General features: G+C 67.9%; 14 protein-coding genes. 3 read left to right on the top strand and 11 right to left on the bottom strand.

Annotated elements, in window-relative coordinates:
- Positions 1-163: 163 nt before the first annotated feature.
- The 4 genes from ELQ90_RS04390 to ELQ90_RS04375 all read right to left on the bottom strand — a co-directional run bounded on the left by ELQ90_RS04390 (position 164) and on the right by ELQ90_RS04375 (position 5445).
- A complete protein-coding gene (locus ELQ90_RS04390) occupies positions 164-1267 on the bottom strand; it encodes a substrate-binding domain-containing protein (protein ID WP_128494008.1) in 1104 nt (367 codons plus the stop codon).
- A gap of 44 nt (positions 1268-1311) precedes the next feature.
- Complete coding sequence (mmsB, locus tag ELQ90_RS04385; RefSeq protein WP_128494007.1) at positions 1312-2619, bottom strand: multiple monosaccharide ABC transporter permease; 1308 nt, start codon at positions 2617-2619, stop codon at positions 1312-1314.
- Positions 2616-4166 carry a multiple monosaccharide ABC transporter ATP-binding protein gene (gene mmsA / locus ELQ90_RS04380; RefSeq protein ID WP_128494006.1) on the bottom strand — a complete coding sequence of 517 codons (1551 nt, stop codon included), beginning with the start codon at positions 4164-4166 and terminating at the stop codon, positions 2616-2618. The genes mmsB and mmsA overlap by 4 nt, the downstream gene beginning before the upstream one ends.
- Positions 4167-4404: 238 nt before the next feature.
- Positions 4405-5445: a LacI family DNA-binding transcriptional regulator gene (locus ELQ90_RS04375; protein WP_128494005.1), complete on the bottom strand. Its 1041-nt coding sequence runs from the start codon at positions 5443-5445 to the stop codon at positions 4405-4407.
- Positions 5446-5753: 308 nt separating this feature from the next.
- Here ELQ90_RS04375 and ELQ90_RS04370 point away from each other — a divergent pair, with 308 nt between their 5' ends.
- A complete protein-coding gene (locus tag ELQ90_RS04370) occupies positions 5754-5948 on the top strand; it encodes a DUF3073 domain-containing protein (protein ID WP_128494004.1) in 195 nt (64 codons plus the stop codon).
- 163 nt (positions 5949-6111) lie between these two features.
- Here the strand turns inward: ELQ90_RS04370 and ELQ90_RS04365 are convergent, their stop codons facing one another.
- Entirely contained in the window at positions 6112-6519 is a 408-nt protein-coding gene (locus tag ELQ90_RS04365; protein ID WP_128494003.1) for a TIGR02611 family protein, read from the bottom strand.
- Between the two features lie 81 nt (positions 6520-6600).
- Between ELQ90_RS04365 and ELQ90_RS04360 the strand changes: the two genes are divergently transcribed.
- Positions 6601-7251 (top strand): NUDIX domain-containing protein, encoded by a 651-nt coding sequence (locus tag ELQ90_RS04360; RefSeq protein WP_243695993.1) that lies wholly within the window; start codon positions 6601-6603, stop codon positions 7249-7251.
- Positions 7252-7334: 83 nt separating this feature from the next.
- Here ELQ90_RS04360 and purF read toward each other — a convergent pair whose 3' ends face one another.
- The 4 genes from purF to ELQ90_RS04340 all read right to left on the bottom strand — a co-directional run bounded on the left by purF (position 7335) and on the right by ELQ90_RS04340 (position 10865).
- Entirely contained in the window at positions 7335-8792 is a 1458-nt protein-coding gene (gene purF, locus ELQ90_RS04355) for an amidophosphoribosyltransferase (protein ID WP_128494001.1), read from the bottom strand.
- Positions 8793-8890: 98 nt separating this feature from the next.
- Positions 8891-9997 carry a phosphoribosylformylglycinamidine cyclo-ligase gene (gene purM / locus ELQ90_RS04350; RefSeq protein WP_128494000.1) on the bottom strand — a complete coding sequence of 369 codons (1107 nt, stop codon included), beginning with the start codon at positions 9995-9997 and terminating at the stop codon, positions 8891-8893.
- Positions 9994-10422 carry a DUF1206 domain-containing protein gene (locus ELQ90_RS04345; protein WP_208020560.1) on the bottom strand — a complete coding sequence of 143 codons (429 nt, stop codon included), beginning with the start codon at positions 10420-10422 and terminating at the stop codon, positions 9994-9996. The genes purM and ELQ90_RS04345 overlap by 4 nt, the downstream gene beginning before the upstream one ends.
- An 80-nt stretch (positions 10423-10502) precedes the next feature.
- Positions 10503-10865, bottom strand: coding sequence for a sterol carrier family protein (locus tag ELQ90_RS04340; protein WP_128493999.1), 363 nt, complete (start codon positions 10863-10865; stop codon positions 10503-10505).
- Between the two features lie 19 nt (positions 10866-10884).
- Here ELQ90_RS04340 and purD point away from each other — a divergent pair, with 19 nt between their 5' ends.
- Positions 10885-12174, top strand: coding sequence for a phosphoribosylamine--glycine ligase (purD, locus tag ELQ90_RS04335; RefSeq protein ID WP_128493998.1), 1290 nt, complete (start codon positions 10885-10887; stop codon positions 12172-12174).
- 15 nt (positions 12175-12189) lie between these two features.
- Here the strand turns inward: purD and ELQ90_RS04330 are convergent, their stop codons facing one another.
- Both ELQ90_RS04330 and ELQ90_RS04325 read right to left on the bottom strand, forming a co-directional pair.
- Positions 12190-14061: a glucoamylase family protein gene (locus ELQ90_RS04330; RefSeq protein WP_208020559.1), complete on the bottom strand. Its 1872-nt coding sequence runs from the start codon at positions 14059-14061 to the stop codon at positions 12190-12192.
- A gap of 131 nt (positions 14062-14192) precedes the next feature.
- A complete protein-coding gene (locus ELQ90_RS04325) occupies positions 14193-15794 on the bottom strand; it encodes a glucoamylase family protein (RefSeq protein WP_243695992.1) in 1602 nt (533 codons plus the stop codon).
- Between the last annotated feature and the right edge of the window lie 165 nt (positions 15795-15959).

Genomic DNA, 15959 nt, shown 5'->3' with positions numbered 1-15959 from the left:
GCGGACTCATGAGAGTGACTCACATATCTCACCCATTCTGGGGGCCTGTGGAAGAAGACGGGTCCGAGGGCGTCCGATCCTGTGGAGAAACGGAACGGGCGGGCCGGAGATCCGGCCCGCCCGTTCGCGGTGCTAGGTGCTGCTGTGGTGCAGGAGACGCAGATCAGCCTTCGGCGATCGGCCCGAGGGTCGGGTCGTTGGCGTAGGCCTCGGCGGCGTTCTCCTTCGTCACGATGACCGGGGGAAGCAGGAAGGACGGAACGACCTTCGAGCCGTTGTCGTAGGACTCCTCGTCGTTGACGTCGACATCCTCGCCCTTCTGGAGCTGCTGAGCCATCTCGATCGCCTTCGCGACGAGGGCGCGGGTGTCCTTGTTGATGGTCGAGTACTGCTCGCCCGCCATGATCGACTTCACCGACTCGACCTCGGAGTCCTGACCGGTCACGACCGGGATGTCCTTACCGGCTCCCTTGACCGACGTGATGATGGCCCGCGCGAGGTTGTCGTTCGGGGAGAGGACGCCGTCGAGCTGCGTGTCGCCCGTGTAGGTGCTCGTGAGGAGCGAGTCCATACGGCTCTGCGCGTTCTCGGCCTCCCAGCCCTGCGTGGCGGTCTGCTGGATGTCCGTCTGACCGGAACCGACGACGACGTCGCCGCTGTCGATCGCGGGCTGGAGGACCTCCATGGCGCCGTCGAAGAAGACCGCCGAGTTGGCATCGTCCGGCGATCCGGAGAAGAGCTCGATCGTGTACGGACCATCACCCTTCGCGGCCATGCCGTCGAGCAGGGCCTGGCCCTGGAGACGACCGACCTCGGCGTTGTCGTACGCGACGTAGTAGTCGAGGTCCTCGGTGTTGAGGATGAGGCGGTCGTACGCGATGACGGTGGCGCCGGCTTCCTTCGCCGCGGCGACCTGCGTGCCGAGCTGCGAGCCGTCGGCCGCACCGATGATGATGACCTTCGCGCCCTTCGTCACCATCGACTGGATCTGCGACTGCTGGTCGGCGACCGTGCCGCTCGCTGCCGCGTACTGGACGTCGGACTCGAAGCCCGCGTCCGCGAGGCCCTCGGTGAAGAGGTCGCCCGCGAGGACCCAGTTCTCGGAGGTCTTCGCCGGGAGGGCGACACCGACGAGGGAGTCCGCTGCGAAGCCGGCTTCTTCGCCGCTTCCACCAGCCGTCTCGTCAGCGGTCCGGCTGGAGCAGCCGGCGAGGACGAGCGCAGCAGCCGAGGCCAGGGCCACGGTTGCGAGTGCTGTTCTGCGCATTGTTTTCACTTTCTCTTGGGATTCAGGGTGGGGATTGGACAGGTCTAGTTGTTGACGGTGACGGCGCCGGGCTTCGCCGTGTCGGGCGTTCCCGTCGTCGGCGTCGGGGTCTGATCCGAGGGTCCGCTGCGACGCTTCGGGCGGAAGATCCCGATGATCGAGAAACGGCCCTGCGAGCGGTTGTAGACGTCGATCGCCACGGCGAGGAGGAGCACGAGGCCCTTGACGATCTGCACGAGGTCGGCGCCGGCACCCACGAGCTGGAGGCCGTTATTGAGGAACGCCATGACGAGACCACCGATGATGGCGCCGATCACGGTTCCGACACCGCCGGCGACCGCGGTGCCGCCGATGAAGGCGGCAGCGATGGCGTCGAGCTCCCAGCCGTTACCGTCCTGACCGCCGGACGCACCGGCGCGAGCGATGAAGATCATGCCGGCGAGACCCGCGAGGATCGACATGTTCATCATGACGAAGAAGTTGACGCGCTTGGACTTGACGCCCGACAGCTCCGCCGCGTGCGAGTTCCCGCCGACGGCGTAGATGTGACGACCGATGATGGTGTTCCGGGTGAGGAACGAGTACGCGATGACGAGCGCGACCAGGATGAGGCCGGACACGGGGAAGCTCGTGCCGACGCGGCCGCCGGCGAAGAGGAATGCGGCGTACAGGACGACGGCACCGATGATGACGACTCGGGCGATCGACACCCACACGGGGGCCGTCTCCGAGCCCATCTCCGCCTGCGTGCGACGAGCGCGCCACTCGCGCCAGGCGAGGGCGACGACGGCCAGGAAGCCGAGGACGAGCGTCAGGTTGTTGTAACCGGTGTCCGGGCCGATCTCGGGGAGGTAGCCGGCACCGATGGCTGTGAAGCCCTCGGGAACGGGGACAGCGGTCGCCGCGCCGATGTACTGGTTACCGCCACGGAAGATGAGCATGCCCGCGAGCGTCACGATGAACGCAGGCACACCCACATAGGCGACCCAGAACCCCTGCCAGGCGCCGATGAGGGCACCGACGACGAGGCCGAGGACGATCGCGAGCGGCCAGGGAAGGTTGAAGTCCGCCATCGCCTTGGCGACGATGATGCCCGTGAACGCCGCGACCGAACCGACCGAGAGGTCGATGTGGCCGGCGATGATCACCATGACCATGCCGATCGCGAGGATCAGGATGTAGGAGTACTGGTTGACGACCGCGATGAGGTTGCCGGGCGTCAGGGTGAGGCCGTTGGTCCAGAACTGGAACACCAGGACGATGGCGACGAGACTCAGGAGGATGCCGGCCTGACGGGCGGTCGACGTCGTGCCGCCCCCGAAGATCTTCTTGACGTCGGAGAATCCGCTCATGCTGCTTCAGCTTTCTTGCTCGTGGAGGTCATGCTCTTCATGAGCATCTCCGGCTCGGCTTCCGCCGACGTGAACTCGTTGGTGATCTGGCCCTCGAAGATCGTGTAGATCCGGTCGGAGAGCCCGATGAGCTCGGGAAGCTCGGAGGAGATGACGATGACGCCCTTCCCCTGAGCGGCGAGCTGCTGGATGATGCCGTAGATCTCGAACTTGGCTCCGACGTCGATCCCGCGGGTCGGCTCGTCGAGGATGAGCAGATCGGGGTCCGTGAACATCCACTTCGCGAGGACGACCTTCTGCTGGTTCCCGCCGGAGAGCTTCGAGACGCCCTCGTCTACCGTCGGGGTCTTGATGCGGAGGCTCTTGCGGTACTCGTCCGCGATCGAGTGCTCCTTGAAGTCGTCGACGACCTGACCGCGTGAGATCTTGCCGAGCTTCGCCGACACGACGGAACGCTTGATGTCGTCGAGCAGGTTGAGACCGAGCGACTTGCGGTCCTCGCTCACGTAGGCGAGGCCGTGATCGATCGCCTCGCTCACGTTGCGGAGCTGAATCTCCTTGCCGTCCTTGAAGACCTGGCCGTCGACGAAGTTGCCGTAGGAGCGGCCGAAGATGCTCATCGCGAGCTCCGTGCGACCGGCGCCCATCAGTCCGGCGAAGCCGACGATCTCGCCCTTCCGCACGGTGAAGCTCTCGTTCTTGCAGACCAGGCGCTCGGTGACGAGCGGGTGCTGCACCGTCCAGTTGCGGACCTCGAAGAAGACCTCGCCGATGTGCGGGGTGCGGTCGGGGAAGCGCGACTGCAGGCTCCGTCCGACCATGCCGCGGATGATGCGGTCCTCGTTGACGTCGCCGCCACGGACGTCGAGCGTCTCGATGGTCTTGCCGTCGCGGATGATCGTGATCGAGTCCGCGATCTGCTCGATCTCGTTGAGCTTGTGGGAGATCATGATCGACGCGATGCCCTTGCCCTTGAGACCAACGATGAGGTCGAGCAGGTGCTGCGAGTCGTTCTCGTTGAGGGCGGCCGTCGGCTCGTCGAGGATGAGGAGCTTGACGTCCTTGTTCAGGGCCTTCGCGATCTCCACGAGCTGTTGCTTGCCGACGCCGATGTCCTTGATGAGCGTGTCGGGGTCGTCGCGCAGACCGACGCGGGCGAGCAGCTGGACGGCGCGCTTCTTCGCTTCCTTCCAGTTGATCACTCCCCCGCGGCCCGGCTCGTTGCCGAGGAAGATGTTCTCGGTGATCGAGAGCTCGGGGATGAGCGCGAGTTCTTGGTGGATGATGACGATGCCCGCGGCCTCGCTCGAGCGGATGTCGCGGAATCGGACTTCTTCGGCCTGGTAGACGATCTGGCCCTCGTAGGTGCCGAACGGGTAGACGCCCGACAGCACCTTCATGAGCGTCGACTTGCCGGCGCCGTTCTCGCCGCAGATCGCGTGCACTTCTCCGGCGCGCACCGCGATCGAGACGTCCGAGAGCGCTTTGACGCCGGGGAACTCCTTCGTGATGGATCGCATCTCGAGGATGACGGGTCGATCAACCATGCGACTGCACCTCCCGAACGAATCGGGTTTCGGCGCGACGGGTTCGCATTCACTGCCTCCACTTAGGACGTCGTTGTCGTGGCGGGCCGGTCGGTCCGTCAGAAACTCGGGCGAGGACCGATCTCTATGTGACCGTTCACATGCCCGCGATCACGATAGGCCCGAGTCGAGCCGGTGTCAACTGGCATCGCACGTGCTGCTCGCGACCGCGACCGGGTCGTGATCCGACGGCCGATCCTCAGCGCCATGCCGATGGCGGCGGCGCCGTCGACTCACGCACCATGAGCGTTGGTCGGATGAGCTCGAGTTCACCGAGCGTGCCCGAATCGATCGCGCCGATGACGATCTCGACCGACCGCCGACCGACGGCGGCGAAGTCCTGACGGACCGTCGTGAGCGGCGGCAGGTAGTGCGCGGCATCGGGGACGTCGTCGAACCCGATGACGCTCACGTCGTGCGGCACGGAGAGACCCTCGTCGCGGAAGGCGTGGAGGAGGCCGAGGGCCATGTGGTCGTTCGCGGCGAACACCGCGGAGAAGTCCCGTCTACGCACGAGTTCGAGGCCCGCTCGATACCCGAATTCCGCCGAGAGTTCGCCGAGGATGGGCGCCCGCACGGACAGGTCGTGCTCGCCGAGCTCGAACAGGAAGCCCTGCATGCGCTCGTCGGCCTCGATCCAGTCCTGCGGGCCGGCGACGTGGATGATCGATCGGTGGCCGAGTTCGATCAGATGCCGCGTCGCCATCCGGGCGCCTTCGTACTGGTCGACGGCGAAGCTGTGCGTCCGCCCGGGGCGCTTGTTGTGGATCGACGAGTCGAGCGTCACGAGCGGGAGATCGAGGGAGCTGTCCTCGATGGCCTCGAAGACGCTCACCTTGGGTGCCACGACGATGACGGCCTCGACCGCCTGGCTCTGCAGCCGCTCGAGTGCTTCCACGATCGACGCGGGCGTCGTCCCCGTGGTGACGACGGCCAGACTGTACCCCGCGGCGGCCGCCGCGACCTCCATCGCGTGCACCATCGTCTGCGGCCCGAAATGCGCGTGCTGATGCGTGGAGAGGACGCCGATCGTTCGCGAACGGCTCGTGACGAGCGCACGAGCCGCCTGGTTCGGCCGGAAGCCGCTCTCCTCGATCGCCTCGAGGACGCGCTGCTTGGTCTCCGGCCTGATCCGCTCGCTGTCATTGAGCACCCGGGACACCGTCTGGTACGAGACTCCCGCGAGTGCAGCGACGTCCCGGATGTTCGGAGCGCGCCCCTTTCCAGCTTCCGGCGGCATTGCGCTCCAAGAATCAGGGTCGATGTGTACGTTCACACGACGGCGGTCGCCCTCATTGTACGCATACGCCGGGCGCTCACCGAGAGCGCCGATGCCGTGCGCACGGCCACGACTCCAGGGCCGCCGTGGTAAGCTTCGAGGCAGTCTTAGTCGTTCTCTGGTTGATGAAACCTCCGGTTCACCGCATCGAGAATCCCTGACCCGCAGAGCATGCTCCGTACGGCACGTCCGTCCGGTCGAATCATCTCCCCGGAGCTCAGTCGATTCCCGCCTCGGGAGCCGGTCACCGAATCGTAAGGGGGTCTCGCATGGGGCGTGGCCGTCAGAAGGCAAAGCACACGAAGATCGCGCGGGAGCTGAAGTCCTACAGCCCCGACGTGAACTACGACGCGCTCGAACGCGAACTCACGGGTCATGCGCACGACCCGCACGTCGAGGACGAGATGTCCAAATGGTCCGAGTACGCCTCGGACGGTTTCACCGACGAGTCGAAGCGCGCCTAACTCCCCGGGCACGAGCTCGGGGAAGCCGCACGGCGTCGCGCGGAGGTCGCTTCTCGAGCACCGACGGCGTGAGCGGCTTGTTCGCGCCGACTTCGGAGCAGCGTCGGGACATGGCCGGGATCGTCGGCACGCGGCGTTCGCGGTGCCGATCGGAAGCCGCTGGTCAGCGCACCGTCGTCGCTCCGGACCGTCGGCGATTCCGCCACCATGTCCAGAAGCGGGCGAGCATCCGCTTGATGACTGCAGCGAGCCGTCGTGCCCAGGCGAATTCCGTTCCGAGCACGGCGAGCCCGAGGAAGACCACGAGCCACCCCGGTCCGGGAAGCGGGACCAGGGCGAGCCCGACGAGGGTGAGCGCGGCGCCGAGAAGCGCGACGATGGAGCGATAGAGGACGCGGAGCCGTGGGCGTCCGTGGATCCACGATCGCAGTCGGCCGAGCACCCTCCGCACCGGGTGGCGCGGATCTTCCCCTGCGGCGATGCCGACGGCGACCTCCGCGGCCGTTCCGTCGCTCGAGTCGCGACTGTCGGGGGCTGCCGTCCGATCAGGGGGATTCGTCCTGCTCGCCATGCGCTCACGATAGGGTCCATAGCTGGGCGACGGGTGCGAGCGATGCTCGGGCCTGCAGATGAACTCAGGATGGAGACGAACATGCGAGGAGTCGACGAGCCGGATCGGCGCGGAAGGACCGGCCTCGATCGGGTCGGACGCGACCTGACGGGAAATCCGAGCGTCCGGGTCGTCGACGTCGAGGTCCTGTCGAGCGATTGGCACGTGACGCGGGCTACGACGCTCGAGGTCCGGAACGACGACGGAACCTGGAGCACGCAGCGCCGGGAGACCTACGACCGGGGCAACGGGGCAACCGTCCTCCTGTACGACCGGGAACGCCGGACGGTCCTCCTCACGCGACAATTCCGCTTCCCCGCCTATGTCAACGCGCACCCGGATGGCATGCTCGTCGAGGCCGTCGCAGGGCTCCTCGATGAGGACGCGCCGGAGGTCGCCATCCGGCGGGAGGCGGAGGAGGAGACCGGGCTCGTCCTCGGCGAGGTCGAGCACGTCTTCGACGCGTACATGAGTCCCGGATCGGTCACCGAGCGCCTGCACTTCTACGCCGCGCCCTACACGGACCCCGGACGCGGAGGCACCCGTGCCGGTCTCGTGGCCGAGGGCGAGGACATCGAGGTGGTCGAGTTCGACATCGACGAGGCCGTCTCGGAGATCGGCCGCACGATCATCGACGCGAAGACGATCATGCTCCTGCAGTGGGCCGTGCTGACGGGGCCCTTCGCCCCCTGATCTTCCCCTGACCCCCCTGAAAATCCCTTCTGTGCACGAGATTTCGTGCACAGAAGGGATTTTCAGGGGGGTGAGAGGGGGGGTCAGGAGAGCTGGGTGCGCTCGACCCAGTCCAGGTACTCCTGCGTGACCGTTCCCGTGACGTACTCGCCGGTGAAGCAGCTCATCTCGAGCTCCGTGATCGACGACCCCTCGAGGATCGCCGACTGCATGTCGTCGACCTCCTGGTAGATGAGGTGGTCGGCGCCGAGCTCGCGAGCGATGTCCGGGATCTTGCGGCCGGCCGCGACGAGCTCACGCCTCGTCGGCATGTTGATGCCGTACACGTGGGGGTAGCGCACAGGCGGCGCGGCGGAGGTGAAGGTCACCTTGTTGGCACCGGCGGCGCGCGCCATGTCGACGATCTCCTTCGAGGTCGTGCCGCGCACGATCGAGTCGTCGACGATGAGGATGTTCTTCCCCTTGAATTCGCTCGACATCGCGTTGAGCTTCTGACGGACGCTCTTCTTGCGCTCCGACTGCCCCGGCATGATGAAGGTGCGACCGACGTATCGGTTCTTGTAGAAGCCCTCGCGGTACTCGACGCCGAGCTTCTGCGCGACCTGCATCGCGGCGGGACGCGACGAGTCCGGGATGGGCATGACGACGTCGATGTCCCCGGCCGGCGCGTAGCGCGCGATCGTGTCGGCGAGACGGTTGCCGAGCCGCAGTCGCGCCTCGTAGACGGAGATGCCGTTCATGACGGAGTCGGGACGGGCGAGGTAGACATACTCGAAGGAGCACGGGATGAGCCGCGGCTCCTTGGCGCACTGACGCGAGTAGAACTCGCCGCTCGTCGTGACGAAGACGGCCTCGCCGGGCGCCACCTCGCGGACGACCTCGTAGCCGCTCGCCTCGAGCACGAGCGACTCGGAAGCGACGATCCACTCGTCGCCGACGAGGCCGGCGGCCCGCCGACCGAGGACGAGCGGACGGATACCGAAGGGGTCACGGAAGGCGAGCAGTCCGTGACCGGCGATCATCGCGATCGCGGCGTAGGAGCCCTCGACGCGCTCGTGCACCTGCGACACGGCGGCGAACACCTGGTCGGGATCGAGGTCGAGCCCGGAGATCTGGCCCTGCAGCTCCGTCGCGAGGACGTTGAGGAGCATTTCGGTGTCGCTCGTCGAGTTCACGTGCCGTCGGTCGACGTGGAAGAGGTCGTTCGCGAGCTCGCGCGTGTTCGTGAGGTTGCCGTTGTGCACGAGCACGATGCCGTAGGGCGCGTTCACGTAGAACGGCTGCGCCTCGCTCTCGTTGGCGGCGTCGCCCTTCGTCGCGTAGCGGACGTGGCCGAGTCCGACGTTCCCGAGCAGCGAGCGCATGTCACGCGTGCGGAACGCCTCCCGCACCTGCCCTTTCGCCTTCTTGATGTGGAAGGTCGACCCGTCGGCCGTCGCGATGCCGGTGGAGTCCTGGCCGCGGTGCTGGAGGAGGAGGAGGCTGTCATAGACCTGCTGATTGACCGGCTCAGGCGAGACGATACCGACGATGCCGCACATGCTGGGCGCTGGCTCCTGGGGGTTCTGTGAAGTGTCCGAGTGGACGTTCCTAGTCTCGCACACGAGACGATGAGGGCGTCCCGGCCGAGCGTCGCCGATCAGCCCGCGTAGCTCCCGACGAGACGCACGGCGCCACCGTCGACGCCCTTGGCACCCTGCTCGAATCCGCCGAGGTCGCGCCTCGACATCGAGACCGTCCCGACCGGCCACGTGCGGATCCCGAGAGCGGTGAGCCGCTCCGCGACGAGACCTGCTCGCGCCGCATCGACCACGGCGAAGAAACCCACGCCGAGGTTCCAGGTCCCCTCGGAGCTCTCGAGAGTCGAGCCCGCGATGCCGCTGAGAGCACGGAACACCGGCGGCGGCGACCATGTCGAGCGCTCGACCTCGACCCACGAGCCGCGCGGAAGCACTCGCGCGAGGTTGGCGGCGATGCCGCCCCCCGTCACGTGGGAGAGGGAGTGCACGGCGCCGGCGGTGGATGGCCCCTCGAGAACCGTCAGCAACGGAGTCGTGTAGAGGCGAGTGGGCTCGAGGAGGACGTCGGCGACGATGCCGCCGAGGTCGTCGGAGTGGTCGGTGAGCGCGATGCCGGCCGACGAGAGGATGTGGCGGACGAGCGAGAATCCGTTGGAGTGGAGGCCCGACGACTCGAGCCCCAAGACCACGTCGCCGTCCTGGACCCGCTCGGCTCCGAGCACCGCGTCGGCCTCGACGACGCCGGTCGCGGCTCCCGCGACGTCGTAGTCGTCCGGCGCCATGAGTCCCGGATGCTCGGCCGTCTCGCCACCGACGAGGGCCGTGCCCGTCTCGGCGCAAGCCGTCGCGATCCCGGTGACGATCGACGCGACGCGCTCCGGCACCACCCGACCGCACGCGATGTAGTCGGTCATGAAGAGTGGCTTCGCCCCCACCACGACGATGTCGTCGACGACCATGCCGACGAGGTCCTGGCCGATCGTGTCGTGGCGGTCGATCGCCTGCGCGAGCGCGATCTTCGTGCCGACGCCGTCGGTCGAGGTGGCGAGCAGCGGCGAACGGTAGCGCGTGATCGCCGAGGCGTCGAAGAGACCGGCGAAGCCGCCGACGCCGCCGAGCACCTCGGGACCGTGCGTCGCGGAGACCGCCGACTTCATGAGTTCGACCGCGCGGTCACCCGCCGCGGTGTCGACGCCGGCGTCGCGATACGTGTCTGCTGAGCTCATGATCGTGGAGAGTCCTCGTTCGGCGTGGCGTCGGATGGGAGGTCGTCGGTCGTGTCGCGATCACCGGGGAGGTCGGGAGCCGCGGCCACGTCGATCCTATCGACGTCGACCTCGACGGCCCGGCGGGACAGCACCCTGTCGAGGACGATCGCGGCGAGCGCTCCGAGCGCGGCGCCGATCGGGACGAGGCACACGAGCAGGAAGCCGAAGACCTGGGTGAGACCGAAGGCCGTCCCGTCCTCCGTGACGGTCGGACCGCCGTCGGCCGGGCGGAAGGCGAAGGTGAGCACGAGCGCTGCGACCACACCGATGATCGCTCCGAGGGCGAGGAAGCCCCACACCTTCGGCGCCCGCCGGACCGTGACGCGCTCGCGGATCGGGTCCGCGTCCTGCGGATCGACCGGGGAGGGCTGTTCGAGACTCACGAGTCCATTGTCCCTCACGTCGGACGCCGGCACTCACGCTGTGGTGACCCCGGGCTTCCGCGTCCGCGCGGGATCGCCGTTCAGAGTGGGAGACGGAGCGGAAGCAGCATGCTGAGGTCGGCGCGCGAACCGGAGGCGTGAACGGAGCCGGCGGCACGGGCTTCTGACCAGCCGAGTGTCCCACGAGCGAGGGCGAGCCACGTCACGGCATCCATCTCGACGACATTGGGCGGCGTGCCGCGCGTATGCCGCGGGCCCTCCACGCACTGGACAGCCGCGAACGGGGGAACCCTCACCTCGACGGTGTGGCCGGGGGCGATGTCCGCGAGGTGCTGAAGCGTGTAGCGGACGGCCGTCGCCAGGACCGCCCGATCGGCGTCCCCCGCTTCGGCCTTCGCGATCGCCGCGAGGCCATCACCGTCAGCGATCCGTGCTCGAGCCATGACCAATAGGCTAGTGGCCGTGAAGATCCTCGTCCTCGGCTCCGGCGCGCGCGAGCACGCCATCGTCCTCTCGCTCCTCGCGGAGACGACCGACCACGACATCGTCGTCGCCCCCGGGAACGCGGGCATCGCAGCGTCCGTCCCGGTGGTCGCCCTCGATGCGAACGACCCCGTCGCCGTGGCAAACCACGCGATCGCCGAAGGCGTCGAGCTCGTGGTGATCGGACCGGAGGCCCCCCTCGTGGCCGGCGTGGCCGACGAGTTGCGCGAACAGGGCATCGCCGTCTTCGGGCCCGGTCGCGAGGCCGCGGAACTCGAGGGATCGAAGTCGTTCGCGAAGCACATCATGGAGGAGGCGGGGGTGCCGACGGGCCGGGCGGTGCGTGCCGGTACGTCCGCCGAGGTCGAATCGGCCCTCGACTACTTCGGACCGCCATACGTGGTGAAGGCCGACGGACTCGCAGCGGGCAAGGGCGTCATCGTCACCGACGACCGCGCGGCGGCCGTCGACCACGCTCAGTCGTTCCTCGGAGCCGGGAGCGTCCTCGTCGAGGAGTTCCTCGACGGCCAGGAGGTGTCCCTCTTCTTCGTGAGCGACGGCCACACGGTCGTCCCCCTCTCCCCCGCGCAGGACTTCAAGCGGGCGGGTGACGGCGACACCGGCCCCAACACGGGCGGGATGGGTGCGTACTCGCCGCTTCCCTGGCTCGACGAGGACTTCGGATCGGAGGACGATTTCGTCCGCGAGGTCACCGACACCATCGCGCGACCGGTCGTCCGGCAACTCGCCGATGAGCAGACGCCCTTCATCGGTCTGCTGTACGCGGGGCTCATCCTCACGAGCAAGCGGGACCGCGAGGGTGATCGCGGCATCCGTGTGATCGAGTTCAACGCGCGCTTCGGGGACCCCGAGACGCAGGTCGTCCTGCCGCGTCTCATCTCTCCGCTCTCTCAACTGCTCTACGCCGCAGCCACGGGCACTCTCGGATCGATCGAGCCGCCCGCGTTCTCACCCTCGGCGGCCGTGACGGTCGTCGTGGCGAGCGAGAACTACCCGGGCACGCCGGTGACGGGTCGCCCGATCACGGGTCTCGACGCGGCCTCCGCCGTAGAAGGCGTGCACATCGCACACGCCGCGACCGCCGACGGGGACGGCGGCCTGATCGCGACGGGCGGTCGCGTCCTCAGTGTCGTCGCGGTGGGAGACGACTTCGCCACTGCCCGCTCGCGGGCGTACGAAGCCGTCGACCTCATCGGACTCGAGGGCTCCCAGCACCGCACGGACATCGCGGCGCGTGTCGCCGATTGAGCGCCGGTTCGACCGTCAGCCGACCGTCGAACCGAAGACCGGCTGCGCCACGAGCGGCCGGATGCGCTCCTCGAAGCTCCCCTCCGTGAGATAGGTCTTCAGAGCGTCGCCGGTGAGGGCGTTGCCCACGGCGGCGAGGACCATCGACTGGTCGAGACTCAAGTAGGTGGGCGCGACACGTCGGCTCTCGACCTCCACCGCGTCGTAGAAGCCTCCGGCACCGTACATGCCGAGGTCCGCGTCGAGTCGTCCGAGGTTGTCGAGTGCGCCTCTCGCGTCATACGGCAAGGCCAGGAACGACGCGTGCGGAGTGACGACGGAGTCCGACGGGCCGTCGAGCTCGTCGGTGTGCGGCCGGGAGTGGGACGAGGCCGGGAGGTCGACGGCGTTCGTGACTCCCTCGCGGTTGCGGTCGTCGGACGACACCGCCGTCGACTCGATGCTGAGGGCGCTGATGCCGTACTGGCCGTACCCGCCCTCCGGGTCAGCCGACGGACTGAACCCCCAATAGCCTGTGGTCGTCTCGTGCAGACCGTGATGCTTCTGCGCCGCGACGGTGGCCGGATGGTTGACGCCCCACGAATCGGGACCCCACTCGGCCTCGGGGACGAGGAGATCGGGCATGAGGGCTTCGAACATGCTGCCGCCCCAACTCGGGACGATCCGCATCCCGCTGTAGTCGTAGGTGCTCTCGACCACCGAGACCCCCTCGTACTGCCTCCTGTCGCCGGACGGCGCTCGCATCCATCCGGTGCCGGATCCGTTGGCCGCCCCGGTGCGCGAGGGCGCGAAGTAGGAACTCGTCGGCAGCTGACCGTTCGCGATGCCCATGTACGTGGCGATGCGCGCCTCGCTCACTGCGGTTCCGTACGTGGAGCACGTCACGAACACACCGGTGGCCCGGTCCGTCCCGTCGGCCCGCTCGGAGCACTCGTGAGACGGCCGATCCGGCCAGAATCCGACGCGATTGAGTCCTGCTCCGCCCATCGCGGAGGAATCGAGGAACCAGCCGAAGTCCATGGAATCCGACAAGCGCTCGGCCTTGGCGCCGAGGGCCGGTTCGGCCACAGCGACGATGCGCAGGGCCGCCGCGAGCCAGCCGTTGTCGACACTCGAGACGAACGGCTCGATCGGCTCGTCACCTCCCGGCCAGGACGTGAGTTTCTCGCCCGACCGGGGCGAGTACCAGTTGTAGAACATGCCGCTCGCGTCGTGCCGCTCGAGGCTTGAGATCCCGGAGAGTGCGGCGTCGATCCGGGAACGGGCCTCGTCGGCCGGGATGACGCCGAGGTCGCGGACGACGACGGTCGACCAGAGGTACCCGGCGAGGTTCGTGGGCGAGGTGTAGGTGCTCGGATCATTCAGATCCGGCCCGATGTGGTCCGCGACGAGCCCCGTTCCCTCGTCGACCATCGCGCTCATCGAGGTCCACGTGTCGTTCGCGTAACGCCGGAGCGTCGCCTGGTCCTCGGCACTGAGGACCGAGCCGCCGACACCGGCGCCGGCACCGTCGGCGCCGGCCTCCGGCCCGTCGGCCGCTGGGGGCGCACCGTCGTCGTCGCTCGGCTGAGGCTCCTCGGGAGACCGCACGGGCGGAGGCGTCACCTCTGGGCGAGTCGACTCCGTCGGGGAAGGAAGCGGGGTCGTGGTGCGCTCGGATCGTGACGGCTCGAGTTCGGACAGATCATCGCTCGAAGCGGACGGTCCCGCTGATTCCGACGGGTCCGCGAGCGCATCGCCTCCCGATGACGGCACCGGTTCGTCTCGGTGCGGCCCCACGGTGGTCCCGCACGCGGAGAGCAGGACGGAGACCACTGCGGCCGACGCGATCACGGGGATGCGCCACCGCCGATCGACGGACTGGTGTGCGATGGCGCGACGAATCATCGAGAACGGCTCCCCCTGCGCGGGCATGGAACCGCGCAGGACGAGTCGATCACATTCGTTAGTCCCGGAACCCCCGGCGACCCCGTCTGGGGATAAGTCATCGGGGATTCCGGCACCGTCACCGGCCGGCGTCAGGGTTCCGTCGTTCCGAACACCTGTTGCGCCACGAGTGGCTTCACGATCCTCTCGAACGACCGGTCCACGAAGTAGTCCTTGATCGAATCGCCATCGAGCGCGTTGCCGATCGCCGCCATGATCATCGACTGGTCGAGACTCAGGTACCGCTCGGCGGCCGTCGCCGAGTCGGTCGAGACCGCATCGAAGAACCCACCGGGACCGTAGGCGTCGAGGTCGTTCTCGATGCCGTCGAGATTCTCGAGGACTCCGTCGGAATCGTACGGGAGGGCGAGGAACGACGCGTGCGGCGTCACGACACCCTCGCCGAAGGTCGGCTCGGGGTCGGTCGCCTCACGGCAGCCCTCGTAGCCGCGATCGACGTTCGTCGCGGGTTCGTCGCTCGCATAGCCGTCGGAGCTGATGCCGAGTCCCTCGACGCCGTACTCGCGATAGCCGCCGAAGGGATCGCTCGCGGGGCTGAAGCCCCAGTATCCGTAGTCGGCCTCCTCGAGACCGTGGTACTCCTGCGCAGCGACCGTCGCGGGGTGGTTGAGGCCCCACGAGCGCGGTCCCCACTGCGCCTCCGGCACGAAGAGATCGGGCATGAGCGCCTCGAACATGCTGCCGCCCCACGCGGGAACGAGGCGCTGGCCGCCGTACTCGTACGTCCCCTCGAAGACGCTCACGCCGTCGTACTCCCGTGTGACGCCCTCGGGCTTCTGCTCCTGCCACGCGAACGCGCAGCCCTCGGCTGGCATGGTGCGGAGCGTGCCGTAGTAGGCCTCCGGAGGGATCTGACCGTTGGCGATCCCGAGGTACGTCGCGATACGCGCCTCGCTCACAGTGGTGTCGTACCAGTGGCACGTGTAGAGGACATCCGCCGCATCCGCCGATGCGTCGCCGTAGTTGCCGGAGACGGTGCACGTGTCCCCGGGCCGGTCGACCCAGAAGCCGCCGCGATTGAGACCGGCACCGTCGGCGGCCTCGGTGTCGTGGAACCATCCGAAGTCCATGGAGTCGTAGAGCGCATCTGCTTGCTTCCGCAGCGACGGCTCGGCTTCCGAGACGACGCGCAAGGAGGCGGCGAGCCAGCCGTTGTCCACGGTGGAGAGGAACGGGTGGACGACGTCGCCGCTGTCCGGCCATGTCGTGAGCTTCTCCCCCGTCCCGGGCGAGTACCAGTTGTAGAACATGCCGCTCGGCTCGTGCCGCTCGATCTCCGAGAGCGTGCCCAGAGTCGTCCGGATGCGCTCTCGCGCCTCCTTCTTCGAGACGACGCCGAGGTCGCGGGCGACGACTGTGGACCAGAGGTAACCGCCGATGTTCGTGGGCGACGTGTACTCGCTCGCCGTCCCGAGCTCTCCGTCGATCTGGTCGGCGACGAGACCCGTCTCGTCATCGGCCATGGCCGCCATCGATGCCCAGGTGTCCTCGGCGTAGCGGAGGAGCGTTTCTTCCTGGGCTCCGGAGAGGCCGGATCCCCCGCCGTGCCCGTGCCCGTGGCCGCCGCCGTGGCCGTTCCCACCACCGTGGCCCTGGCCGCCGCCCGCCCACGCGGCCGTGCCCGCCGGAACGACGAGCAACGCCGCGAGCCCGACTGCGAGGAGTCCACTCACCGTCGGCGATGGCCGGAGTCCCCTCGCCCGTTTCGCGTTCGCCGACTCCGTCGGCGCTGCGGTAGCGCCACTTCCACTCCATCGAGCCATCGGAACTCCCTTGTTCGGACCCGGCGCACGCCAATTAGCTGTATGCGCATACATCTTCGTTCGCACCAGCATGAC

Origin of the sequence: Labedella phragmitis (assembly GCF_004078635.1) — a bacterium.
GTDB classification, from domain to species: Bacteria; Actinomycetota; Actinomycetes; order Actinomycetales; family Microbacteriaceae; genus Labedella; species Labedella phragmitis.
This window is presented reverse-complemented; position numbering and strand designations above follow the sequence as displayed.